This is a genomic window from Micromonospora sp. NPDC049107 (assembly GCF_040648595.1).
Lineage (GTDB): Bacteria > Actinomycetota > Actinomycetes > Mycobacteriales > Micromonosporaceae > Micromonospora.
In genome coordinates this window covers 641,156-665,357 of the sequence record NZ_JBEZEC010000002.1, presented here as the reverse complement: position 1 = coordinate 665,357, position 24,202 = coordinate 641,156, and the positions used below count along the sequence as shown (strand labels likewise).

The window sequence follows — 24,202 nt, the reverse complement described above, 5'->3', positions numbered from 1 at the left end:
TTCGGTTGGGGTGGAGGCACTGCGGGGTGTGGTGTTCATGGCGGCTTACCACCTCTTCTGCGGTAGGCCGAAGCCGAGCGGGAGGGCGCCCATGACGAAGCCGACGTCGTGGGCGTACCACATGCGGCGGATTTCGATCCGGGCCGCGGCGGCGTCGGCTTCCAGGGCAAGGCAGGCGTCTTCGAGCTGGTCGGCGTCGGTGACGGTCAACGTCACGTAGCCGGTGAAGCGGACCAGTCCGTGGCCGGCGGCGAGTTCGGCGTCCTGCGCCTCCGCGCGGGCCAGTGCCTGGCGTTCGTGTTCGGGCACGATTTGCTTGGTTCGTTGGCGCATGCCGACGGCGACGGAGCGTTTGGTCCGCTCCCCCATCACCTTCCGCGACGCCTCCCGAGGGCCGAGGGGTTCGATGTGCATCGAGAACGACCGGCGGTGCACACCCTCACCGAGCAGTGGCGCGAGGACGGTGGCGTACACCTGGTTACGCGGCCAATCGTGAATCCAATAAGTCACGGAGTGGGCGCCGTCGTGGGCGTAGGCGTGCGGTTTGGTCTCCGCTGCCGCCGGGCCGGCGACGGCCGGGTCGACACCAGCGGCCAGGCCATCTGCGTTCACGGCGTTCGCGTTGGCGCGGCGTTCGGCCAGGTGCCGCCCCGAGTGCGGGTCATAGGCGGTCCGGATCACCTCGGCGAGATCACGTGGGCCGAGCCACGATTCGATTTGCAGGTCCGCTCCGGCGATCGACGCGCCCAGGGCACGCAGGTGCCGGGTGAGGATGCCGGCGGCGGCGGCGCTTCCGCCGCCGGCGCCCTTGATCGCCCCGGCGGCGCGGCGTTCGTCCATGGTGAACGCGAGGTACGCCTCCCGGCCGCTGGTCGACAGGGTGGCGCCGGCGAGTAGACCTGAGGTGACCTCGACCGCTTGCCGTGGTGCTCCGTCGGCGATGTGGTCGGCGTGCCAGCGGCGCAGCGCGGCGCCGGACTCCGGCACGATCCGCTGTAACGCCTGCACCCGCGTGATCGGGTTCCCTTCGGTGCACAATCCGGCGAGGAGTGCCCCCCAGCTCGCGACGCGTTGGTCGCGGCGGCTGGAGTCGACCAGGCTGATGCCGGAGTACCGCACTCGGGCGACTGCGGTGTAGGTGCGGTCGAGGCGGTGGTAGGCCACGGCCAGGGGTGCGCCGGTTGGCCCTCGCCCTTCCATGATTTTGATGGGGGCGAGGAGGCCGGGTAGGTCCATCGGTTTCGGCGCGGTCTTGTCTGCCGTGGCCTCGGGGGCGAAGGCGGCGGACAGGAATCGGTGGCGGGTGCGGGATCTGCCGAGGTGGTAGGAGGTGAAGGCGAGGACCCACTCGTCGACGGTGCGTCCACCCAGGCGCAGGAACGCCAACGCTGTCAGGATCGCGGCGACGGGCCAGAGGGCCACGCCGGCCTGCATCCGCGCGGACGCGAGGGGCCAGATCGCGGCGAGTACCGCTGCGGCAACCATGACGACGCGTTGGAGTGTCATCCCGAACAGGAATGCGACCTTTTCGTGCTGCCACCCGAAGTAGGTGCGGGTGCTGTGGTCGGAGTTGGTGCTCACTTGCCGACCTCCTCAATCGGGCTGGTGTACGTGGGCTGGTGAGGGACCGGCGGCGGCCCGGGATCCGTCGACACCGGTTCCGTGCGGGTTTCCGGCATCGCTCCCGGCGCGACGGGATGCTGGACGTCGGCCACGACAGAGTTGCTGCGGTCGGTGTCGACTGGCGGAGTCGGCTGCGGACTGCCGCCGGAACCACCGCGAGTGGCGGCACCGGTCCAACTTCCCCCGTACTGCGGGTAGCCGGCGGGTCTGGCGTGCGGATTCGCCCCGTGGATTCCGGCGTGCCCGGCGGTCTGCTCCATTCGCCCGGCGAGGGAGTTCACGGCGCGTTGGGCCATGTCGATACCGGCGGCGGCGACCGCGATCGGCAGAGCAACCGCTCCCAACGCCCCGGCAGCCCCAGCCGCTCCGGCACCAGCCGCGGCGGATCCCCCGGTCGCAGCAGCGCCGGTCGCACCGGCTCCCGTCGCTCCGGTGGCGCCGGCCGCGCCGGTTTCGGTGCCGGCGGCGGCCATGGTGCGGGCCTCGGTGGCCTGGCTGAACTGGGCCGGGTTCACCCCGACCGGGGATCCGCCGCCGCTGTTGGTGCGACCGGCCGCGAACCCAAGTAGCCCGGCCATGCCTCCGCCAGCGGCGGCCTGCACGGTGGCGAAGGTGAAGAAGCGGGCGATGACCGGCCACGCCACGACCGCGAGCAACAGGATCAGCATGCCGGTCAGCAGGGTGGTGAGGTCCTTGGCCCGGGTGGGGTCAGTCGGGTCACCGAAGACCCCGAATCCGATCGCGAACACCATCGCGATCACGGGCTTGAGGCCGATCAGCTGGATCGTCGCCGCACAGAGCTTCGGCCACCAACTCCTCGTGGTCTCCGAGATTTCCCCGACCGCGGCGATCGGTGAGGTCGCCAGCAGCACCGCGATCGCGGCGTTGCGCAGCAGCATCTCGAACCAAAGCACCAGCGTGAGCACGATCCCGACCAGGGCCAGGATCAGCACCAGCGAGGCGGACGTGCCGTTGACGCTGCTGAGCTGGAAAAGAACGGTCAGCTTGGCCTTCAGTCCGTCGTTGCCTCCCAGGGATCTGTCGACGATGCCCTTGGTGATCTCGTCAGAGGCGATCAGTGCCGCGTTCGCGACGAGCATCGTCGCCAGGAACGCCAGCACCGCTTTGCCGGTGCCGACCAATCCCTGGGCCAGGGCGGAACCGTCCTGGGTGACCGCGGTCCGGATGATCTGGATCAGCAGCAGCAGCGCCCCGATCCCCATCGCGAGCCACTTCGAGATCGCGTACGGCCCGTCGATGCTCATCAGGTCGATGTTCGGGAAGGCCACGAACGCGTCCGCGAACGTCTTCAGCAACGACGTCGCCGCGTCAGCGAACGACTTGCAGACCGACTCCCACGCGTTGCCCGCGACACCACCGACGATGCCGCCGATGATGTCCCCGGGGTTGCAGCCGCTGGCGCCGGTGTCGAGGGGGTCGCAGGCGGCGATCATGGGGTGAGCACCTGCCACCCCTTGGCTGCGGCGTCGGCGGTGTTGGGCCGGGCAACGAGGCTGTTGTAGTCGGCGTACTTGCTCGCCCCGGCCTTGAGGGCCTTCCAGTCGGTGCCGTCCCAGTGCAGTTCTATGGGGTACGCGCCGAGCGTGGACGTGACCTGCCCGCCGGTGGTGGTGGTGAGGTAGGCCAGGATCAGCACCGTGACGGTGTCCGGTGAGGCGTCGCGCAGCTGGTAGGCGGCGGGTCCGAAGGTCATCGACGCACCGGGCGGGACCGGGCCGGTGGTCGGCAGTCCGAGGGAGTGGCGGGTGTTGAGCCTGCCCCGCGCCAGGGAGTCCTCGGCGTCGTCGTAGGAGGGGTCCGCGATTACCGAGGCGATCTCCCGGCCCCGCTGCGGGTCGAGGGTCGACATGACCTGGGTCAGGTACTCCACGCCCGCTACCGCCGCACCCTGCATGGAGTGGGGATAACCCACCGAAATCCCCGCCTTGGTCCGCTTACCCTTGACCAGTTGGAGCGGGCCTGCGGGAACCTGCTGGACCGGGGGCTGCGGAGCCGGGGACGCCGACGCCGCACTGCCCCTCGGTGGGGCACCGGCGGAGCGGGAGAGCGTCCAGGTGATCAGCACGGCCGTTGCGGCCACGACGATCGTCACGGAGACGATCACTGTTACGCGTCGTGTACGACGGGTTTCGTCCAGGAATGTGTTCATAAGCGCTGGTGGTCAGCCGGCCGCACCGAAGACGGTGTTGACCAGGGGAATCGCGATCGCGGTAGCGATCACACCGGCGAGCGACCAGATGAAAGCGCTCTTGCCCTTCTCGGCCGTGTCGGGCCGGTTGGAGAGCTTGCCGGCGGCCATCAGGCCACCGGAGGCAAGAGCCGCGATGGCGCAGGCGATCAATGCGCCCCACTTGACGTAGGACAGCAGCAGCGTGACTCCGTTGCTGCCACCGGTCGGATCGGCGGGGGCGGGATTGGGCACGTCCGCGAACACGGACAGCGCGGAGGCAAGGTGGTGCATGGGGTCTCTCCTCGCGAGCAGGGGTGTCGCCGCCGCGTGTCTTCCCTGGTCAACCCAGGTCGTAAACAATCACGAACAGCGGGGGAACTGTAAGCGGTCCCCCACCCCGGCGCGATAGTCTCCAGCGGAGTGACATGGCTCATAGGCCATGGAGTTGCGTCTACGATCGTGAACAACGCATCCTGAGTCGGAACGTCAACAGTCGAGAGGCCAACCACTGGGATGACCACCGACGATGACGGGCCAAACTTCGTCGCGGCGCGCTTGGACCACCTGTTCCGGACGGTCTATCCCGCCTCGCTCGGCCGCCCCTACAGCTACCGCGAGGCCGCCGCGAAGATCGCGGAACTCGCCGGCCACCGGGCCGTCTCCCCGGTGTATCTGCAGCAAATCCGCACCAGCAAGCGCGCGACCCCAAGCCTGGACAAGCTGATCTGGATCGCCCGCCTGTTCGGCGTCCCGGTGACGTACTTCGCCGACGGCGTCATCGCCGATCGTGTCGACGCGCAGTTGGCGATCGTCACCGAGCTGCGCGATCACGGCGTGCGTGAACTGGCCCGGTTGGCCACCGGACTGTCCGCCGAAGCCTTGGAGCCGATCAAGGCTCAGCTGCGCTACGCCCGGCGTTCGGAAGGGCTGCCGGAGATCACGGACGACCCGGCGGAACCGTCCGTCTGATTGTGAGATGTTCCTCTGACCTGCACTTTCCCCCTGGTCGACACTCACATTTCCTCGCTACTCTCCCGAATGCGGATATTCCAGCCCGGTGGCTTCTGTCGCCGGGCTTACCCATGCGACACGGGGAGAAGCTGTGCGCCGACCACGCACCCCACAGCACAACACCGAACCCCGCCCACGCGACCTCCGGCGCCGGTGCGAACGTCTGCTCGACGACAACGGGATCGTGGTGCCGTCGCCGTTCGACCGGCACACCCTGGCCGCCGTCATCGCCCACCACCGCGGGCGCCCCGTCGAGGTACGGGAACTGCCCGTGCCCGTACGGGCAGACCAGCACTCCGGCGTCTGGGTACACCACGACCCGGGACCTGATCTTCGTCGACCCGACGCGCAGCCCCTGGGAGCAGGACCACATCACCGCCCACGAGGTCGGCCACATGCTGTGGAACCACGAGGCATCCGACGTCGACCTCGGCGAGATCCTGCTACCTGACCTGGACATGAGCGTCGTACGGGCCATGCTCGGCCGGCACGACTTCAGCACCGAGCAGGAACGCGAGGCCGAGATGATGGCCACCGTCATCATCGACCGGGCCGCCCGCACCACCCCCGCCGCTCGCTCCCCCATCGACCGGGTCACGTCCGCCCTGTCGCTCGACGATGTCTGAGATCTCGGGTTCCGAACTCGTCGTCGTCGCCGTCCTGTGGCTGGCCTCCGCCGCCCGCGTGCACACGGTGCGCGCCGGCCCGGCCCACCGCGCGCTGTTCGTGGCCATCACCGCCCTGGCGCTGTCGATGACCGCCCGCGTCGACGTCATCGCCCACGACATCGACCAGGTCACCGGGATCCACGGCGCGGGGGTACTGATCAAGCACGTCAGTGGGCTGATCGCCGTGGCCGCGCTGTTCGACCTCGCCGTCCTCGGCACCACGACCCGAATTCGCCGGCACGGCCTGCCCCTGGCCGGACTGGTGGTCACGACCGTGACCATGACCGCCCTGTTCTGGGCGATGCCCCGCGACGATTCCGCCGACTTCGCCGACCGCGCCGCCGGTCACACCCTCACGACCTGGTACATCCTGATCTGGACGACCTATCTCGGCGTGGCGATGGCCCTGTCGACCCGGCTGTTCCACCACGGCCACACCGCCAGCCGCAACCAGGTCGTGCGCGCCGGGCAACTCATGCTCACCATCGGCTGCGCCATCGGCACCGGATACGCCCTCTACCGCCTCGCCTACTTCGCCGCCCGCCTCGACCACGGCCCACCGGCCCGAGGCGACACGTTCTACGTCGACCTGTCCGACGACATCAAATATCTCGCCATCCTGTTCATCGCGGGAGGTCTCAGCACCGCTGGTATCCCCGCGACCCGGGCCAGCCTCCGCGCCCGCCGTCACCTGCGCGCCCTGCAACCGCTGTGGCAGGCGCTCGTCCCGGCCAACCGCCGCCTCGACCAGCCCGGCCTCACTCCCCGCGACCGGCTGACCCGACACACCGTCGAGCTCTACGACGCCATCCACGTGCTGCACCGCAACGCCGCCCCACACCTCGCTCCCCTCGCCCGCACCCGACTGGCCGGGCGTGGACTCGTCGGCGACGACCTCGACATCGCCACCTACGTCTGCGTGCTCCGCGCCACCTGGCTACAGACCACACGGCGGTCCACCGTCATCCAGACCACGTCACCACCGCTGTCCGCCGACCCGGCCAGCGGACTCGCCTGGCTGCTCGACCTCGCCCACCTCTGGGACACCCCCGCCGTCAACGACACCCTCGCCGACCTGTTCACCGCACCGGAGGCCGCCCGATGACCACGGTCACCGCCACCGAATCCCGCACCGCCCGCCTGCTCACCGACTGGCTCGACCCCAAAACGTGGATCATCGCCGTCAGCCTCATCACCGGATGGACCGCCGAGCGGTGGCCCGGCCTCGGTTGGGGAGCACTGAGCGCGTTGTTCGCCGCGATCATCCCCGTCCTGATCATCAAGCGCGGTGTGCAGGCCGGACGATGGGCCGACCGGCACCTCGGCGTCATCCGCGCCCGACTCATCGTGATGGCCCTCATCCTCACCTCAGTCGCCCTCGGCATCGCGATCATGCTCCTCGGCGGCGCGCCCACGTCCCTCGTCGCGCTCACCGTCGCCATGTTCGCCACCCTCGCCGTGCTGACCGCCATCACCCCACGCTGGAAAATCAGCGTCCACGCGGCCGTCTCCGCCGGAGCGACCACCATGCTCGCCGGCCAACTACCCCTCGCCGCGATCCTGATCCTCAGCCTGGTCGTGGCGGCCGTCGCTTGGTCCCGCGTCGAGCTCCGTGATCACACCCCAGCCCAAGCCGTCGCCGGCGGCATCATCGGCGCACTCATCGCCGGACTCGTGTTCACCTCACTGAGCTGACCAACCGGGAAACATCCGTTAACAATAGTTGACAGCCCTGCTTCCGCAGGGGTTACCCTCGGCCGCGCGCCTTGCCGCCAGCAATCGCGTACACCCTTGATGGCTTGTCCCCGAGGTAGCCCGCAATGACCCCACGCCCCCGGCAGCCACGATGAGGCGGCTGCTCACACTCGCACCCCTCGCCCCCGTAGCGCTCGCGCTCGTCGTCGCCGTCTCCGCGACCGGCAGCGGCGCCCTCGACCCCGTCGCATCCACAACCGGCTGCCTCCCCGCCGTCGCGGAGGGCAGCGAAGCGCAGAGCGCCCTCAAAGCGCTCACCCCGACCGCCCTGGCCAACGCCAAGACCATCTACGACACCTCAGCGCAGATGAAACTGCCCGCGCGGGCCGCGGTCGTCGGCATCGCCACCGCGCTGCAGGAGTCCTACCTCAAGAACATGGCCAATTCAAACGTGCCCAGGTCACTCACCCTGCCGCACGAGGGCGTTGGCTCCGACCACGACAGCGTCGGACTGTTCCAACAACGCCCCCTACCGCCGGATGGCGAAGGCGGATGGGGCACCGTGCAGGAGCTCATGACCCCCACCATCTCCGCCACCAAATTCTTCTCCAAGATGCGCACCATCGACGGCTGGGAAACCATGCCCCTCGCGGTCGTCGCCCAACGGGTCCAGGTCAGCGCCTTCCCCGACGCCTACGCCAAACACGAGCCCCTCGCCACGGCGATCGTCAACGCCATCACCGACGGCACCCTCACCTGCACCGCCCCCGGGTCCCCCTCGACCTCGGGATGGATCAAACCCGTCAACGGCACCTTCACCAGCGGCTTCCGTACCCCCGACCGACCAGACCACGACGGCGTCGACGTGGCCGCACCCAAGGGAACACCGATCTACGCCGCCGGCGCCGGAATCGTCATCACCGCCAAGTGCGACAGCGCCAACTGCGACATCGACGGCTCACTCAACACGCCAGGCTGCGGATGGTACGTCCAGATCCGCCACGCCGACGGCACCGCGACCCGCTACTGCCACATGCTCCACCGCCCGTACGTCACCGTGGGCCAAGCCGTCAGCACTGGCCAGCAGCTCGGCGTCGTCGGCACCAGCGGCCACTCCAGCGGGCCACACCTGCACTTCGAAACCCACACCAGCAACCCACCAAGTAGCACCAACGCCACCGAACCATTCACGTTCATGGCCGCTCGCGGCGTCCGCTTGAGTTGATCATGATAATTGTAGGTTCTCACCGCCGACGGCGATTCTCCCGATCTTGGCGGCCGCGTCGGCGGTTCCGCCATGATCACGAGAATTCGACGGCTACCGGCGAGAAGCGAGCGCCTCCATCAACGCATCGGCCTGAGCCGGCGAAAAACGAACTCGACATAGTCCGCCTCCTCCGGGGGCCCACCAGCCGCCCCGACCCCGAGGCTAAACAACACGCTCCCATCAGGGTCGCCGATGACCTCCAGATCCCCTGACACAATCCCCGGTTCGCCATCGATACTGGAACCAGGCCAAGAATTCGCAACCTCAAGCAACACGCGTCGTTCCGTCACCCGGAGCACGCTATACGCCTACAGGCCGGGGTCCAAGACGCAGGCCCGCGACGGCCAGCCCCGCGCCCGGGCTTGGCACCGCCCGCCACAAACGCCTGGTCACCCACGCTCTCAATGGCGACCCCGTTCCTACCGAGACGGCCGGACAGGTCGGCCATGGTCTATGTTCGTGGAGTCGCTCCACGGTGATCGTTCAGCCAGCCTCCTGCGGCACCAGCCGATCAGGATGAGGCGGCAGGTTCCTTTGAATTCTCCTTGACCCTGGTGTGACCATGGAAACGTGCCCGCTCAGCCTCTTCTTGACCGCTTCGCCGCAGCCCGGCGTATCGCTGAACTTCGCCTGCAAGCCGACGACAACATCCGTGAGCAGCACGTTGTCTCGCGCGTCGTCTTGAAACAATGGACGGACCGCACACGGTGCCTGCACGCGGTGAGCGTTACGGACAGGACGGCGAGGGTCATCGCTCGCGGTCCAGGAGGACTGGGTAAAATCCCGAGCTTCGTGCCGCGGGCCTCCCGATCGGCGGAGGAACGATGGGCCATGACCGAACGGCACGTGCCACGGCTGGTTCGGCTCTGTGATACCGATGCGATCCTGGACGACCCAGATGCGGCAGCGACACTGCGCGATCTCGTGGCCCTGCACCTGGTACGAACCCGGAGTTTCTGGCGGGTCCACGTCCAGGGCTTTCGGCACGAGAGGGAGGCTTTGAGGCAACGGGCTCGGACCTTCCCTGGGTACGCGAACGACTTCCAGCGCCGTTTCGGCCGGCCGCCACGAACCGACGAAGATCACGACTTCTACTTCGAGATGGTGCTGGCGCAGCGTTCGGACATCGACTTCCACAGCGGCCTGACATTCCGGTACAGCGTCGAGCGAATGTTCGACAGATGCCGTGCGTGGATGGCGGACCGCCAGATCCAAATCGTTCACCCGTCATCAGGAGAGTTCCTCGTCGGCGACGCCCCGGTGGTGCTACTCGATCGAAGAGGGCGATTGGAACCAGGAGTGGGAGTCACTCTCGGCAACGCCAGTCAGATCTTGATGCCCGTCACTCCGCAGTCGTTGGTGGCGTTCGGCCCAACTGCGAAAGGTGAGGTGGCGGCACACGTGGTCGACGAACTGAATACGTACCAAGTCCGGGCGGCACACACGCACGTCTTCGTCCGCCCCGGCAGCGGACTCGAGAATTTCGTTCGCAGCACCCGGTTTGACTCCATCGCTGCCACGGCGTAACTCCAGAGGTGTCTGCGGACCCTTGATCCGATTCGTCGAGACCGGCTGCCAGGCCACTACCGAGTCCTTCCCGTCAGGAGCTTGTGCCCCGACAGGAAGAGCGATTTCACGTACTCAAATCAGCACGTCGCCGGATCAGACACCGTCACGCTCCGCATTTGCGTTCTTCGCGCGCGGCCGTCGTCTCGCCTGACCGCGCGGCGGTCCCCGACGGGGCGGGTGGCTCAGGGTCGTGTGGGGGGTGTGGCAGTGTCGTTGGCGGTGTGGCCGCGTTCGAGGATCAACACGTAGGAGAACAGTCCCGGCTTCGCGCCGGATACTTGTTCGTGCGCGGCCAGGATCTCGCCCGTGTGTGGGTGAACGACGAGCTGGGTCGTTGAGCCGCCCGCGATGACGGTGAGGCTGATGCCGATTCGGCCGGCGAGGTCGGCCTGTTCGCCCTGGTAGGTGATGTTTGGTACGTCGGCCAAGACGCGCAGGGTGGCCGCGCGTTGGGTCTGGTTGAGGTACTGATTGGTGGCCAGTCCGATGATTCCGTGGACCAGCATCCGCGGGTAGGCGGGCTCGCCGGCCATCTGGCGTGGGGCCAGCATGCCGGCGAGGGCGGTGGGTTCGGTGGGAAAAGGGTCCGCGAGATACGGCCGTAGGTCCCCGCGCAGGTAGGGCGTGTCCGTCGCTCGGGCTGCGGTGAACTGGTCGCGCTCGCGAGACGTCGGTCGGTAGGCGAGGCCAGGCACATCGGGAAGCCGGCGGGTGACCTCGCGACCGGAGTCGTCGGTGTCTCGGCGCCAGCGCTGCAGGTCGATGCGGGCGATCACGTTCGTGGCGCGGGCCCACGACTGGGTGTGCAGGTAGGTGTAGGGAAGGTCGGTCGAGGCGTCGGCGGGAGTGGCCTCGACGCTCGCGGCGAGAGCCATGAGGCGTTGCCGCGCGCTGAGGCGGACCTGGGCGGAGGCGGTGGGCGTGGTCATGGTGGGCTGCTGTCCTGGTGCTGGGGATGTGGGCGATGCCGGGGCGTGGTCAGCGGGGGTGTGTGGCTGGCAGGCGGCGAGCAGGATTCCAACAACGCTCGCAGCGGCCAAGTGGGCACGCATGGGCAGTCGGGGCATGGGCATCGGGGCGTTGATTCCTCGCTGGGTAGCGGGTCGTGTGGACGTTGGTTCGCATCGACGATGCGGCGGCCTGGCGTTGGTGATGTCGGTACGTCGGCCGGGACGTCACTTGTTCTCGGGCGGACCTGGGCACGTCGACCGCTGGCGAGGCTTTCGCCTCCGCGCGGGTGCGGGATTTGTCCGGTCGGGCTGCCCGCAGTTGGAGTTGCGGCATGGGCGGCAGGAGACCGTCCGCTCCCCCGTCGCAGCAACTCGCGGGCCATCAGGTGACACCGCGCAGCAGCCTGGTCAAGGATTGTTTGCCGTGGTCGGTAAGCATGGCTGTCAGGGCCCGCCGGTAGGGCACCGGCCGCAGGAACCCGTCGGCGAGCATGCGGTTGAAGGTGTCGCGGACGGTGCCTTCGCCAACGGTGTTCACCGCGGCGGTCAGCGCCCGCACCGTCCACTCCCGCGCGGGATCGTCCAGCAGCACCATGTAGATGCGGCGCCGGTTGGCCTCCGCTGACTCGCCACCAGAGTGCATGCTCGCCCGCCTTAGCTCAGATGTACCCGCCGCACGGGGCCGGGCCGCAGTCGCCGCGTGCCTCGACCGAGGATGTGCGAGAGCACTGGATTCGACCGGCCGGCATCAGGGGCCCATCTGGGCGTGGAGGGTGACGGTGTTGCTGAGGCGCAGCACGACTGCCGGGTCCTCAAGGATTCGGTCGAACTGGCTGAGTTCCGCGGTAGTGAATCCTGCGACGTCGGTGAGCTGGTCGTTCAGGTGGTGGGCGATGTGGCGGTAGAGGGTACATCCCGGGCCGCCGCCGCGGCTGGTCTCGGTGTGGGTGGTGGTGCAGACGTGGTCCATGCCGAGGGCGATGAGGAGTCCAATGGTGTCGTCCACCGAGGGAGGCGCCGCCGGAGACGAAAGAAAGGTGTGGATCGCCCGGATGACCCGGTCGATGACGCTGGTGCCACCCGGGACAGAGGTGTAGACGACAGGCGGGGCAACGACGGTGCCGGCGAGGATCAGCCATCCGCCGCTGCGGAGCAGATTGGCCATCGGTGCGAGCGTGTCGATGTGGTCCGGTTGCCGGTCAGCGAGCACGACGTCATAGCCGCCTGCTCCTGCGAGCAGGTGTGCCTGCTCGGGATTCTCGACGACGTCGACGCGTCCGCTCGGTCCGACCAGGCGAGTCAGCTGTGCGATGTCGGCGACGCCCGTGATGTCCACGACTTGCTGACCGGCGCTGACCTGGACTCGGCCAAGCTCGTCGGTCAGTAGCCGCGTGAGCGTTCTGCGCGCCGCCGTACGCCACTGCTGGTCCCCGGTCACGTCGGCGCCGCTGGCCGGATCGGTGGGGCGGGTGTCATCGGTCATGTGGACGGGCTCCTATCGGTATCTGCGGTCGGGGGATCGAGTGGCGGGTTATCGACTTCTGACGAATGGCGGTGGCCTTGCGCTGTGCAGCTGGCACGCATGCGGGCGAGTTCGTGGCGCAGGCGCGGGCCGTCGCGGTGACCTGCGTGCGCGGCAAGGTGGTCGGCGGCGGTGCGGGCGAGGAGTTGACGCGCTTGGGCGCAGTGCCCGTCCTGGTACAGGACGAGAGCGAGAGTCGCTTGGGCAGCGAGGGTAGGCAGCGCCCGAGGACCCTCCGCGGTGCTGTGGTGGCAGGCGAGGTCGCGGTAACAGTTCGCGGCTTCGGTGAGGTCACCCGTGCGGCGGTGCGCGTCGGCGAGGACCTTGAGGGCGGCGCGCGCCTGCGGTGAGGTGGCAGCGAGCAGGTGGCGCAGGAAGCGGTACGCCCACCGGGCCCACGGAAGCGCAGTGGCGAGGTCGTCGGCGGTGAGGGTGAGTTCCGCGAGCAGGGCTGCGGCGCTTGCGGTGGCGACGTCCAGAGGAGGATTGCGATCGGTGGGATCGACGTAGAGCAGTCCGGTACGCAGGGCTCCGACGGCGCGCTCGTAATCGCCGCGGCCGGCGCGGCTGTGGGCGTAATCGAGGCGCTGTGCCATGGCCATCCGGGGTCCGACGAGCTGCCACGGGCTGGACCGCCAGATGATGTGCAGGTCAGTGGGTTTGGCGCCGACGGCGACGCGAAGGATGCCACCGGGGGCATAGGCGGCAGCATGATTGATCATGCCGCGTGGCACGAGGTGCGGAATGTGGTGCAGGACCGTCTGGGCGACCGCGTTGCCCAGCGGCTGCGCCGGGACGGGTGTCCGCCCGCAGGTGGGCATGCAGAGGTAGACCGGCGAGCTCTCGGGAAGCTGCACCAGGATCATCGGATGGTCACAGGTGTGGCAGGTCGCCAGACCTGGCGGGACCGGGGCGCCCGGCACCGCTCGTGCCCGCGCCACCCACTCTCCGATCGTGGCGGATGACACGCCCAGCTCGCTGGCCACCGCGCTGATCGCCCTTAACAGGCCGTGCTCGACGGCACGATCGAGCGTGGCTGCCACCGAATCGACGACGAACGCCGGCGTCCACGAGGCCACCGGCACGGACCGCGTCGGCATAGTGCGCTCCCCCCTTTCTGATCTGATCGCTATGCGGCCAATGAGGTGGCCCGCACCGACCACGACGGCGTGAGCTGCATGCAGACGGCGCGATGGTTCTCGCTGGCCGGAGTTCGCGCGATGTCGCTGATGTGGGTGCGAAGAGGGTCGCCGATCCTCAGGTAGCGGGCGGCGATGGTCGCGGCGACCCTGAGGCAGCGCTTCGAGATGTCGGGTGATCCGCAGTCGCGGTAGAGGCACGCGAGCCGGGTGAGCGCTTTCAGGGTGACGGATGCTTCTGGTCCGTGGCGGCGTTCGGCGGTGGTGTAGACGTCGGCGAGGTCCCGGATTGCCTGGTCACAGCAGCCGATGCGGTGGTGTGCGTCGGCCAGGCCGGCGCGGGCGTGCAGGGTCCGCTCGTGGTCGGCGCCGAGTGCGGCGGTGGCGAGGTCGACCAGGTCGCGGTAGGCGGTGACGGCCTGATCGGCGTGTCCGGTCAGCACCGCCAGGGGTGCCAGCAGCACCACCGCGTCAAGTTGCTCCGCCGCGGACGTGCCGGGGTGGGCGAGTGTCCGGGCGTAGACGGCCCATTGGTAGGCGTCCGTGAGGTCGCCGAGCGTCTGCCGCGCTGCGGCGTAGTCGATCGCCGCGCGCGCCGGCGTCTGGTGTGCTCCGCGCGCCGGTTGACGGGTCCGGGGCATCGGCGTCCGCGTTGGCATGTCGTTTGGCTCCCGATCATGTTCGGCATTAGGCAGGGGTGGGTCTGCGGGGTTGGTGTGGCCGGCGGCGGCAGTTAGGGCTGGTCACCGCCGGCCACGTCGATCGCCGCTGCCCTCCCCTTGCTGGGCGGGCGACCGGCTTGTGCACCCCCCAGGCGCGGACTGAGCGCGACGGGCGGGCAATGATGCCGACGACGGTGAGACGTAGGCATGGCGGCTGGCTTGGCCTGGCGCCTCAGCGTCGGCATCCGGGTCTGCCGCCGGTGACCTCAACGGGCAGGGTCGTGAAGCTCACCAGCGGCGCTGTCATGACGGGGCGTGCGTCGGTCGGTGGGTGGTGTCGGCGGAGGCGAGCTGCCGCAGGGGATGAAACTGCGGGTGGGGCCTCGGTGGGCGGCGCAGGAAACGCTTGGCGAGGCTGATGGGCATGCTGGGAAGGTGCCCGACGGTGTGCCATCGCGGGTCGCCCTGTGGGTAATAGCCGTGCTCGGCGAGTGCGGTGGCGATGCCAAAGCGGTGTGCCGCGCCCCAGACCAGGACCGCCGGGCGTTTGGTCGCGAGGGCGGCAGCAACCACGACCGCCTCACGCGCGTCGAGGAGAACCCGGTCGAAGGCTTCCACCTGAGGATTGCGGTGCGGCCGACGGGTGCCAACGCCACGGGCCAACATGCGGTTACTCGCTGCGAAGACGACACGCATCGAGTTATCGCGCCAGGGCCGCTCGTCGGGCCAGTCGAGCATCTGCCGCCTGCGGCGAAGGAAGTAGGTCATGGCGTCGGCGCCGGCTGCGCGCAGGATGTCCGGGTCGGTCAAGTCACTGGCCTTCCACGACGGACGCCGCAGTTCCTCGCGCTGGGACACCCAGCCGAGCGCTGTCGTCATCCGACGCTGTTCAACGTCCCGCAACCTCTTCATCTCGGTGAGGATCGCCTGCTCCCCCGCTGTCGGCGCGCCGACAGCAGGGTCGTGTTCGGTGCCCTCCAGGTAGACCTCGAACTCGCGCTGCTCGTAGTCGGTGACGTCGTCGACTATCTGTTGGAAGTAGGTGCGCTCACCGAAGTGGGCGGTCGACACCACGACGACCTGCCGGCCGGATTCGGTGTGGATGAACGTGGTGACGGGTGTCTGGACGACCGACAGGCTCCCGTCGACTTCCTGGATCCTGAGCGGCTTCATGAGGTGCATCCCTGTTCCCTTGTTTCCTTGCTTTGGTTGATGATCGGTGGGGAGCTGCCGCCGCGTGACTCGCCGGTCAGGTGCCGGCCGCGGCGGCGGTGGGGTTGGCGGCGACGATCGGCCGCGATTCGCGGGCCGTGCGTGGAGGGCGGTACATCAGGGTCACCGTTGGCCCGTCGGGGAGGGTGAGCGTCGCTCGGGGTAGGTATTTATGCCGGAGGTACATGTCCTGGGTGTCGGGAAGGGTTTCGGTCCAGGCGGGCAGGTTGATGCGGTCGAGGCGGGCTTCGTGGTGGGTGAGTATCGCCGCGCCGAGGCCACGCCGCTGGGCGTCGGGGCGCACGGCGAGGATCGCCAGGTGGTGGTGCGGGTCGAAGGGACGCTGGTTGGTGAGCAGTTGGTCGAGGACGGCGAAGCGCTGCGCGTGGGTGCTATCGACGGTGTCGAGGCGGCTCTGGAAGTTCGCTGGTGGCGCGATGGGCCGATAGCGGTGAAAGGCGACGGCGGTAGCGCTCAGGTCGTCGGTGATCTGGATGTCGCCGTGGAACATGGCGTGCTCTACCCAGATCGCCGCGACGCCGGCCAGGATGCGGCGGCGCGCGGCCGGGTCGGGCACCAACCATTCGCCAAGCGAGCTGGGGTGCATGGCGTCGGCAATGAGGGCGGCGACCGGGTCTTTGTCCACCCAGCGGGCGGTACGGATGCGCGGAATGACGTCCATTGAGTTCTCCAAGCGCGGCGGGGCAGATGGAACTGCCGGTGGTGTCCGGGAGGTCAGCGGTATGCGGCGGTGGCGAGATCCCCCACGGCGGCGTCAACCGCCGCGGTGATGTCGCGTACCGGCTGGTAGTGGCGTTCGGCGATGGCGCGTAGCTGTGCGGCGAGCACGGCGACGTCATCGGCGAGGTAGAGATGGTTGAGCAGCCCGAGGGTCGTGACCAGCCCGGCGAGAGCGGCGGTGTGGTTGTCAGGCTGGTCGCGGCCAGTGGCGATGTAGTGCAACCGTGCCCGAGCGACAACCGGCCACTTGACGTCCAAGAGCAGGTAGCGGTCGCTGCGGGCAAGCCCACCGAAGCGGCGGCGCTGCTCGTGGCGCAGGATCCCACCGGCGACCAGGCCCGCGCGGGTGCGGTCGTAGAGGCCGGGGGAGAACCCCCGCAGCCACATGCGCAGCAGCGGGTGAGCGTTGCGGATGGTGGCGGCTGCGGCGTCGGCGATTAGGTCCCCGACCGGGCGGTCGACGTTCGGGTGTACCCGCTGGTGGCCTGCCGCGCGCGCCTCAGCGTTCAGGTCGAGAGCCACCCGCCCGGCGAGATACAGGTCGATCAGGACCGCGCCGGCGAGCCCGAGCGCGAGGGCCTGCCGGTGCACGTGGAGATGTCCGGTGTCGTCGTCGTGGCCGAGGAGGAACAGCTCATCGCGCAGCGGCAGGCGCGGGATCGACGCGGGCATCGGCGGGGCTCCTACCGCAGTCCGGCGGTGAGCCGCCGCAGCCGCTCGTGTGCCCCGCCGTACGCGGGTCCAGGGGCGGGGAGCAGCGTTTTGTCGACGGCGGCGAGGACGGTGTAGTTGGGGTCGCACACGTTGCCGATCGGCGCCCGCCCCGCCTGCGACACGAGCTGGTAAGCGTCCAGGGCTTCCAGGCCGGTCAGGCCGCTGGCCCAGCCGACGAGGTCGTGCTGGGCGATGCGGTACGCGTCCTCCAGGGGCCTCGCGCAGCCGATCGTCAGGATGTCCCGGTCGGTCTCCAACCGCGGCCAATGTGTGGTGACGCCTTTGATGACGTCGATGGCGAGGGTGGTGGCCGTGGCGATCTCCACGCCGACGCCGCAGGCCTCGCCCTCACCCTGGCGGGCGTGCCCGTCGCCGAGGGCCAGCATCGCCCCGTGAACGTTCACCCCCAGGTAGAGAGTGGTGCCGGCGCGCAGGTGCGGGGTGTCGAGGTTCCCGCCGTGTGTGTCCGGCACGAGTGTGGAGCGGGCCTCGAAACCGCCGGGGGCGACACCGATCGTGCCGATCATCGGGTCCAGCGGCAGATCCACGCTGTGGTCGCTGCGGGTAGCCTCGAACCGGACGGTCCCGGCCTGCCGGTCGATGCCGTACACCCACACCCGCTCCTCCAGCGGCGACTGCAGGGTGGCGGTGTGGGAGGTGGACGTCAGCGCTCCGAAGTGCGGGAACGTCGATGACACGCCCCAGTCCCGCGCCGGCACGATCGACACGACATGGACGGCGAGGGTGTCCCCCGGTTCGGCGTCCTCGACGAAGAACGGCCCTGACACCGGATTCAGGTACGGCATCCTGCACACCTGCGACGGCAGGTCCGCCGGACCGCGCACGAGACCACCGAAGCAGTCCTCGGTGTGCACCTGCAGGATGTCGCCGGAGCGCACCTGAGCCACCGGCAGCCGCCCGCCGAAGGTGTAGGCGAACTCGTCGCGAACCGGCCGGTAGGTGATCGTGTCCACGGCCGTCACACCCGCTCCACGTCACGCGTCGGCACCTGCGTGGGCGCCAGACCCGACAGGGCAGGCCGACGCCCGGACGCGTACAGGCCGGCGAGAACGACGACCCCGAGCGCGAGCCACGCCAGGCCGAGGCGCTGCGCGGCGATGTTCGCGTTGACCACGACATAGGCGAGGATCGCGAACCCGACCCCGGGCATCACCAGGTGCGCCCACCAGTTGCCGCTACGCGAACGGATGAGGTGATGCACCACCACCGAGACATGCAGGACCAGGAACGCGACCATCGCCCCGAAATTGATCAGCGACGACAACAGGGTGATCCCGTCCGCTCGGGTCGCCAAGTACAGGCCCAGGGTGAGGGACACGAACCCGGTGAGCAGAGTCGCGTTGATGGGCACGTTGCGCCGGATCGACACCTTCGCCAGGAACGCCGGCAGTTGCCGATCCCGGGCCATCGCGTACAGCAGCCGAGACGTGGCGACCTGCGCGACCATCGAGTTCGGCAAACCCCACGCGATCGCCGTCGCGACCGCGCACAGGGTCGCCAACCAACCGCCACCGGCCACCCGCGCGGCGTCGTAGAAGGCAGTCCCGTTCGGATCCCCCTCCGCAAGAAGACCAGCGGGGTCGGGGACGAGCATCGCGGCCAGCCACGTCTGGGCAACGAACAACACCCCAGCCAGAACCAGAACCGCGGCCATCGCGCGACCGATCTGCCGGGAGCCGCCCTTGGACTCCTCGGCCAACATGCTGATCCCGTCGAAGCCCAGGAACGACAGCACCGCGATCGACACCGCGCCCGCCACCACCGACCAGGTGAACGTGTCGGCGTTGTAGAACGCCTCCCAGCTGAACCGGCCCTTTCCGGTCGCGAGGGCCCAGCCGGCGACGGCCAGGAATATCGCCAGGACGATCAGTTCACCGACGAGCATCACCCGAGTCACCACCGCCGTCATCCGGATCCCCACCGAGTTGACGACCGTGTTGACCGCGACGAAACCGAGCAGCCACAGCCACACCGGCACCGCCGGCACGGTGGAGTGCATCGCCACCGATGCCACCAGATACAACAGCCCCGGTACGAGAACGTAGTCGAGCAGGATCACCCAGCCGGCGAGGAACCCGACCGGTGCGCTGATCCCCCGCCCGGCGTAGTTGTAGACGCTGCCCGACATCGGGAACGCCCGCACCATCTGCGCATAGGAGAACGCCGTGAACACCAACGCCACCACGCCGATCACGTACGCCAGAGCGACCATGCCGCCGGAGCCGGCGTAGACGCTGCCGAAGATCGCCATCGGTGCGATCGGCACCATGTACACCAGGCCGTACGCGATCAGATCCCGGAACCGCAGTTGCCGACTCAGCTCTTGGCGGTAGCCGTAGCGGGCCAAATCCTGCTCGTGCACAACATCCTCCGCGGGTTCAGGTATCAGTGGGATGGAGATTTGCGCTTGCTAAACACGCCGGCCGGGCGAAGGAGCCTCAGCGGCCCTGCCTGCTCGACGGCAGCAGCTGTGGCGCGATGACCGAATGCGCCGCCAGCGGTGTGATCAGCAGTGGCATGGAACTCCTGGCGACAGGCACGGTGAATCTTTTTCGGTGAGCGGTTTCGCTGGCTGGTGAGTACCGGCAGCAGCGATGACGCCGACATAGACCGACCTAAGACGAGGTCGATCAATGTCGGCCAGCCCCGTCAGACGGTTCTGACATTCCGTTGACATTCACGGCACCCCCAACATCCTCCGTAGGTGAATGTCAGCGGATTGTCGGAGATGGACGGCAGCCCTTATCGACACGGTCAGCGGCGACTTTTGATGTTCTAGTCATCGCCCGCGTCGATGTCGCAGGCGATGAGGGACCGCAGCCGCGATGCGGGGCGACGGTCTGCCGTGTCCACGACCGCTTGGGAGGGCATGCACCATGACCAGTTCATCCATGCCGGAGGTCGGAGAGGTTGGCCGTCGGGCTGCCGAGATCCTCGACAAGATGCAGGCGCACCCGGCCTACGGCCGGCTGCAGAGCTCGTCGATGAAGTACTCCACCTGCTGGGCCACGTTCACCGGCTACCCGGCTATCAGCCGTTGGTCGCTGGAGCGCGATGCCGCTCCGCTGCTGGACGAAGCGCTGCGCGTGCTGGCGCTCAAAGCTGCCGTGTTCGAGCTTTCCGGCGGGGACGAGCACGCCGCCGAACTGCTGGTGCCGGCGCCGGTGGACGAGATGATCCACGCCGTGCTGGCCCAGTTCACGCTGATGACGCGCCTGCAGAGCGACCTGGACGTCGCCTTCCCCCATGCCACCGAGTTGGAGGAGTTCACCTACACCCGCGGCGGCATCACCGACGCCTACTACGCCGCCGCCGGGTGGGGAGAGCAACCACTGCGGTACTGGCTGGACTCGGCCGAGGTGAGTCGACGTCTCGGCCTGCTCAACCAGCACTACCAGGCGGCCGGCCTCGGCCGGGACGGACGCAGCCACGACTTCGACTTCGACCGGAACGAGCCGGTCGCCGCCGGGGTCAGCGCTTAACCAACTCCACCGACAGCACCCGCCGCAGGGCCGTCACCGCTTCCTTCGCTCCGAACCGTTCGGCGGCCAGCCGCTCGGCGCGGGCAACAGCGGCGAAGATCCCTTCGGCGGGTGCCTCCCGCAAGACGGCTACGAGCCAACCTTCCAGGTCCACCAGGTCGTCGGGCAACTCCAGCGCCGCCGCCGTCGGCGCCGGTCGGGGCGCCTGATCGGGGACCAGTTCCCCGGCCGAGGTGTACCGGCCGGCGGGAAGGCCCACCCGGAACGGATGAACACAAACGGCGACACCGTCCGCGGTTGCCCGCCAGCCAAGGTCAGATCGGTACGCGAATTCGGGTCCCGGCCGGTCAATGACATCGAACTGGCCCGGCCCGAGCTGCTGAGCCGGACACACCACGCAGGTCTGTTCACACCACTGCGGAAGGGGCCCCGACATGCCGCCGATCGTACGGCAATCAGGAGGTATCAGGGTATGACGGTCTTATCGCTTCCCCGCACCGCCGACATCGAGCGCGCCCTGCGCGACGCTCGGACGTGGTGCGCGGGGCACACCATCGACGACCGGCCGGCCCTGGTCCACGCGCTGCGCGTCGCCGTGACCATCGGGCAACACGTCCCCGCCCCATCGCAGGACGTCATCGTCGCCGCGCTCCTACACGACGCACCAGAGTTCGCCCCGATAGAAGCGGACGTCTACCAGGCCCTCACCGCCGCATACGGGATCGAGGTCGCCCGGATCATCGCCGTCCTTCAGGCCGAACATCGTTCCCTTGATGAACCCAACCCGCCCATCCACGTCGACGACCAGTCCGTCTTGCTGGCCTCGACCGCCGACAAGATCGTCGCCCTGACCTCGCTGCTACGGCGGGCCCAGAGCACCGGCAATGCACCAGACTTCTTCGACCGGCGCCCTGTGTTACGCGGACTACTGCCGTACTTCCGGGCCTTCCAACGCGCCGCACATCCTCGGGTGCCCGCCAGCATGTCGGCGCACCTCGACGCCGCCCTCACGCCGCTCGAACGCGCCAGCGCATATCCGCAGCGAGTGGGTGCGCGGTGAACAGCACCATGCTCGACGAGCAGCTCCGCACGCGACTACGAGTCGACCTGCTCGCCGCATCACGACGAGTACCGACGCGGCGACACATCATCCAGACATGGGAGCTGTCTTCGGTCGAGCGCTGGTTCTTCCCCGATGGCAGCAGCTTGGTCTGCAAGCTCGCCACCGCACCGTTCACCGGCGAAGCGACCGTCCTTCGCGCGCTCAACAACCGGCAAGCCCCAGTCCCGCTGCTGGACGGCTACACAATGCGCCCCGACGGGGTGGGCATGCTGATGGAAGACCTTGGCGAGCCTCGCCGGCCCGCGACGTCCGCAGAGGTTGCCGCCACGGCCCGATGGGTTCACGCCACTGCCGGCATCCCCAACCTCCCGACCTTCGACGAAGCGGGACTGGCGCGGCTGCCAGAGCAAGGACTCGACGCGTTAGACGAGCTCCGTCGACAAGGGCGCTTCATCCACGACGCGAAAGGGATCGAAGCGGTGCTGCAGCGACTCGCTGCCACCGCACAACACAGGGCCGACGGTGCCGAGCGGCCACCGTTCGGGCTGTGCCACGGCGAGTTCCACCGCACGTCGCTGCACGTCAGCCGCACCGGCTGCCGCCTCGTCGACTGGGCCAAGGCATTCACCGGACCGGGCCTCCTCGACCTGGCCACCTGGTTCGGCACCCGCACATCCACCGAACCCCGACTCCTCGCCAGACTTATCAAGGCCTACGTCGCCGCAGGCGGGCATCCCGACGCCGAAGTCCACCGGGGCGGGCTTCCCGCTGTCCGATGGGCGCTGGGCTGGCACCGGGTGTGGGCAGCCTGGTGGCTGCTGACTACCGCCGCCGCTGGCCACTACCAAGCTTCTGCCGATCGGCGCCATACCGAAGTCGTCCTCCGGCAACTCCGAGCCGCAGTGGACCTACTCGGAGCACCGCCGCTCATCAGCCCCAGCCGCCCATCGCCTACTGCAGGAAGATCCTCGTGAAGCGCCTCGTCGTCGACACCCACGCCTCGTCCTGCTATTTCCGCACCTCCGTCGGTGGCGACGGACGCAAGGCGTTGGTGCAGGTCACCGAACGGTGCAACCTGCACTGCGCCCACTGCTTCGTTTCGTCGACTGCCGCCGGGTCCGACCTGTCCCTGGCAGATTTCACCACCCGCGTGCTGCCGCGGCTGCTGGACGCCCGCGTCGAACGCCTCACGCTCACCGGGGGCGAGCCGTTCGTGCACCCCGACCTGATCGCCATGTGCCAGGCAGTAGCCGACCGAGGACTGCCGGTGGGCCTCTGCACCAACGCGACGCTGACCCGCGACGCGGACATCGACGCCCTGGCCGCACTCGGCAACGTACACATCAACGTGTCCTTCGACGGATTCCGGCCCGAAAGCCACGGCAAATTCCGCGGCGACCGGTCGTCGTTCGACACCACCGTCGCGACCACCCGCAAGTTCGCCGACGCCGGCTTACTCAAGGGCCTGCTGTCCACGCCCAACGCGCTAACCACGCCGGAAGAGTTCGCCGATCTGTGCGCTTTCGCCGTCGATATCGGCGCCGAATACGTCCTGATGAACCCGCTCTCCTCCTTCGGCCGAGGAGTGAAGAGCCGCGGCAAGCTCGCCGCGACCACGACTGCCATGGACGCGATCCGGGCGGTAACCGACCGTTTCGCTGACCAGCTCGATCTCGTACGTATTCGCTTCCCCAACGACAACCTGCCGCTGGGTGGCTGCGACGCCGGCAAGCTGATCTACGTCTTCGTCGACGGGCAGGTCGCTGTCTGCCCCTACCTGGTCTTCGCCGCCCGCACACCCGCTTCAACGCACCGTGACACCGAGTTCCTGACTGGCAACATCCTCGATGGGGAGGCCGCCCCCAGCCTCGACGCCTACGACTTCCACACCCGCTACCAGCTCGGCGCCAACCCGACCTGCGGCTCCTGCGACATGGCCGGGCAGTGCGGCAAGGGCTGCCCGGCCGCGGTCGTCGCCGCTGGTGGCCGCATCGGCGACGTCGACACCGAGCAGTGCCCCATCACGGCACCCAACGGCCGTCGCTTGCTACCGCTGTCCCTGTCGAAGGGGTGAGCAGTCTGTTCATCGCCGTCGAGGGCCCAAATGGAGTCGGCAAAACCACGATTGCCCGCCTCCTGGCCGACCGCCTCGCCGAACACGGATCGACCGGGGTCCACCTGACCGGCGAGCCCACCCGCACACCCCTGGGCCAACTGCTGCGCAGGCAGGAGTCCTTCCTACATGGCAAGGCCCTGGCCCTCGCCCTGGCCGCCGACCGTGCAGCGCACATCGAAACAGAGATCATCCCCCGCCTCGACGACGGACTGCACGTCGTCACCGACCGGTATGTCGCCTCATCGCTGGTGCTGCAGCGGATCGACGGGCTCGACCTCGGCGAGATCTGGTCCTACAACCGCTACGTCCTGCCCGCCACCGTCGTCTACCTCGAAGACCACCCAGAGGTCATCCGCACCCGCCTGGCAGCCCGACAACAACTGACCAGGCTGGAGCTCGCCGGCTCACCCGAGAAGGAGCTCGCCCTCTACCGCGAGGCCGCAGCTCACTTACACCGGCAGCAGTGGCGCCAGCACGTTGTCGTCTGCCACGGCCTCACCCCCGAGCGGGTCGTGGACACTATCCTCGGCCTGCTACCCGCCGACGGCCCCTGACC

The 24,202-nt window shown here is 68.6% G+C and carries 26 protein-coding genes; 11 read left to right on the top strand and 15 right to left on the bottom strand.

Annotated elements, in window-relative coordinates; translation table 11 throughout:
- Positions 1–45 precede the first annotated feature (45 nt).
- From AB0B55_RS08190 to AB0B55_RS08175, 4 genes are all read right to left on the bottom strand, one after another.
- Entirely contained in the window at positions 46–1,581 is a 1,536-nt protein-coding gene (locus AB0B55_RS08190; RefSeq protein WP_357171199.1) for an SCO6880 family protein, read from the bottom strand.
- Positions 1,578–3,077, bottom strand: coding sequence for a hypothetical protein (locus tag AB0B55_RS08185; RefSeq protein WP_357171197.1), 1,500 nt, complete (start codon positions 3,075–3,077; stop codon positions 1,578–1,580). The genes AB0B55_RS08190 and AB0B55_RS08185 overlap by 4 nt, the downstream gene beginning before the upstream one ends.
- Entirely contained in the window at positions 3,074–3,736 is a 663-nt protein-coding gene (locus AB0B55_RS08180) for a hypothetical protein (RefSeq protein ID WP_357171195.1), read from the bottom strand. The genes AB0B55_RS08185 and AB0B55_RS08180 overlap by 4 nt, the downstream gene beginning before the upstream one ends.
- Positions 3,737–3,805: 69 nt before the next feature.
- The gene (locus AB0B55_RS08175) at positions 3,806–4,105 is read right to left on the bottom strand and encodes a hypothetical protein (protein ID WP_357171193.1); all 300 of its coding nucleotides are present in this window, start codon (positions 4,103–4,105) and stop codon (positions 3,806–3,808) included.
- A gap of 222 nt (positions 4,106–4,327) precedes the next feature.
- Between AB0B55_RS08175 and AB0B55_RS08170 the strand changes: the two genes are divergently transcribed.
- The 6 genes from AB0B55_RS08170 to AB0B55_RS08145 all read left to right on the top strand — a co-directional run bounded on the left by AB0B55_RS08170 (position 4,328) and on the right by AB0B55_RS08145 (position 9,982).
- On the top strand, positions 4,328–4,783 hold the full coding sequence (locus AB0B55_RS08170; protein WP_357171191.1) for a helix-turn-helix domain-containing protein: 456 nt from the start codon (positions 4,328–4,330) through the stop codon (positions 4,781–4,783).
- A 437-nt stretch (positions 4,784–5,220) separates the two neighbouring features.
- Positions 5,221–5,451, top strand: coding sequence for a hypothetical protein (locus tag AB0B55_RS08165; protein WP_357171189.1), 231 nt, complete (start codon positions 5,221–5,223; stop codon positions 5,449–5,451).
- Positions 5,444–6,598, top strand: coding sequence for an MAB_1171c family putative transporter (locus AB0B55_RS08160; RefSeq protein WP_357171187.1), 1,155 nt, complete (start codon positions 5,444–5,446; stop codon positions 6,596–6,598). Before AB0B55_RS08165 ends, AB0B55_RS08160 begins: the two co-directional genes overlap by 8 nt.
- Complete coding sequence (locus AB0B55_RS08155) at positions 6,595–7,188, top strand: hypothetical protein (RefSeq protein WP_357171185.1); 594 nt, start codon at positions 6,595–6,597, stop codon at positions 7,186–7,188. The genes AB0B55_RS08160 and AB0B55_RS08155 overlap by 4 nt, the downstream gene beginning before the upstream one ends.
- A 151-nt stretch (positions 7,189–7,339) precedes the next feature.
- Positions 7,340–8,413, top strand: a complete 1,074-nt coding sequence (locus AB0B55_RS08150; protein WP_357171184.1) for a M23 family metallopeptidase — start codon at positions 7,340–7,342, stop codon at positions 8,411–8,413.
- A 612-nt stretch (positions 8,414–9,025) separates the two neighbouring features.
- Positions 9,026–9,982 carry a DUF4238 domain-containing protein gene (locus tag AB0B55_RS08145; RefSeq protein ID WP_357171182.1) on the top strand — a complete coding sequence of 319 codons (957 nt, stop codon included), beginning with the start codon at positions 9,026–9,028 and terminating at the stop codon, positions 9,980–9,982.
- Between the two features lie 224 nt (positions 9,983–10,206).
- On the opposite strand, the gene AB0B55_RS08140 is transcribed toward AB0B55_RS08145, so the two are convergent.
- The 10 genes from AB0B55_RS08140 to AB0B55_RS08095 all read right to left on the bottom strand — a co-directional run bounded on the left by AB0B55_RS08140 (position 10,207) and on the right by AB0B55_RS08095 (position 19,347).
- A complete protein-coding gene (locus AB0B55_RS08140; RefSeq protein WP_357171180.1) occupies positions 10,207–10,953 on the bottom strand; it encodes a hypothetical protein in 747 nt (248 codons plus the stop codon).
- Between the two features lie 403 nt (positions 10,954–11,356).
- Positions 11,357–11,617 carry a hypothetical protein gene (locus AB0B55_RS08135; RefSeq protein WP_357171178.1) on the bottom strand — a complete coding sequence of 87 codons (261 nt, stop codon included), beginning with the start codon at positions 11,615–11,617 and terminating at the stop codon, positions 11,357–11,359.
- Between the two features lie 105 nt (positions 11,618–11,722).
- Positions 11,723–12,412, bottom strand: a complete 690-nt coding sequence (locus AB0B55_RS08130) for a hypothetical protein (protein ID WP_357171176.1) — start codon at positions 12,410–12,412, stop codon at positions 11,723–11,725.
- A 41-nt stretch (positions 12,413–12,453) separates the two neighbouring features.
- Positions 12,454–13,596, bottom strand: coding sequence for a hypothetical protein (locus tag AB0B55_RS08125; protein WP_357171174.1), 1,143 nt, complete (start codon positions 13,594–13,596; stop codon positions 12,454–12,456).
- A 29-nt stretch (positions 13,597–13,625) separates the two neighbouring features.
- Positions 13,626–14,294, bottom strand: coding sequence for a tetratricopeptide repeat protein (locus tag AB0B55_RS08120; RefSeq protein ID WP_357171172.1), 669 nt, complete (start codon positions 14,292–14,294; stop codon positions 13,626–13,628).
- Positions 14,295–14,600: 306 nt separating this feature from the next.
- Positions 14,601–15,470: a hypothetical protein gene (locus AB0B55_RS08115; RefSeq protein ID WP_357171170.1), complete on the bottom strand. Its 870-nt coding sequence runs from the start codon at positions 15,468–15,470 to the stop codon at positions 14,601–14,603.
- 76 nt (positions 15,471–15,546) lie between these two features.
- A complete protein-coding gene (locus AB0B55_RS08110) occupies positions 15,547–16,191 on the bottom strand; it encodes a GNAT family N-acetyltransferase (RefSeq protein ID WP_357171168.1) in 645 nt (214 codons plus the stop codon).
- Positions 16,192–16,244: 53 nt separating this feature from the next.
- Complete coding sequence (locus AB0B55_RS08105; RefSeq protein ID WP_357171166.1) at positions 16,245–16,922, bottom strand: GPP34 family phosphoprotein; 678 nt, start codon at positions 16,920–16,922, stop codon at positions 16,245–16,247.
- 11 nt (positions 16,923–16,933) lie between these two features.
- A complete protein-coding gene (locus AB0B55_RS08100) occupies positions 16,934–17,947 on the bottom strand; it encodes an acetamidase/formamidase family protein (protein ID WP_357171164.1) in 1,014 nt (337 codons plus the stop codon).
- Complete coding sequence (locus tag AB0B55_RS08095; RefSeq protein ID WP_357171162.1) at positions 17,944–19,347, bottom strand: APC family permease; 1,404 nt, start codon at positions 19,345–19,347, stop codon at positions 17,944–17,946. Before AB0B55_RS08095 ends, AB0B55_RS08100 begins: the two co-directional genes overlap by 4 nt.
- A 514-nt stretch (positions 19,348–19,861) precedes the next feature.
- Between AB0B55_RS08095 and AB0B55_RS08090 the strand changes: the two genes are divergently transcribed.
- Positions 19,862–20,467 carry a hypothetical protein gene (locus tag AB0B55_RS08090; RefSeq protein ID WP_357171160.1) on the top strand — a complete coding sequence of 202 codons (606 nt, stop codon included), beginning with the start codon at positions 19,862–19,864 and terminating at the stop codon, positions 20,465–20,467.
- On the opposite strand, the gene AB0B55_RS08085 is transcribed toward AB0B55_RS08090, so the two are convergent.
- Positions 20,457–20,726 (bottom strand): hypothetical protein, encoded by a 270-nt coding sequence (locus tag AB0B55_RS08085; RefSeq protein ID WP_357171157.1) that lies wholly within the window; start codon positions 20,724–20,726, stop codon positions 20,457–20,459. The genes AB0B55_RS08090 and AB0B55_RS08085 overlap by 11 nt on opposite strands.
- A gap of 9 nt (positions 20,727–20,735) precedes the next feature.
- On the opposite strand from AB0B55_RS08085, the gene AB0B55_RS08080 reads away from it, so the two are divergent.
- The 4 genes from AB0B55_RS08080 to tmk are packed head-to-tail and all read left to right on the top strand — an operon-like array spanning position 20,736 to position 24,200.
- Positions 20,736–21,527 (top strand): metal-dependent phosphohydrolase, encoded by a 792-nt coding sequence (locus tag AB0B55_RS08080; protein WP_357171155.1) that lies wholly within the window; start codon positions 20,736–20,738, stop codon positions 21,525–21,527.
- Complete coding sequence (locus AB0B55_RS08075) at positions 21,524–22,504, top strand: aminoglycoside phosphotransferase (RefSeq protein WP_357171153.1); 981 nt, start codon at positions 21,524–21,526, stop codon at positions 22,502–22,504. The genes AB0B55_RS08080 and AB0B55_RS08075 overlap by 4 nt, the downstream gene beginning before the upstream one ends.
- Entirely contained in the window at positions 22,501–23,604 is a 1,104-nt protein-coding gene (locus tag AB0B55_RS08070) for a radical SAM protein (protein ID WP_357171151.1), read from the top strand. The genes AB0B55_RS08075 and AB0B55_RS08070 overlap by 4 nt, the downstream gene beginning before the upstream one ends.
- Positions 23,601–24,200 carry a dTMP kinase gene (gene tmk, locus AB0B55_RS08065; RefSeq protein WP_357171149.1) on the top strand — a complete coding sequence of 200 codons (600 nt, stop codon included), beginning with the start codon at positions 23,601–23,603 and terminating at the stop codon, positions 24,198–24,200. Before AB0B55_RS08070 ends, tmk begins: the two co-directional genes overlap by 4 nt.
- Positions 24,201–24,202 lie beyond the last annotated feature (2 nt).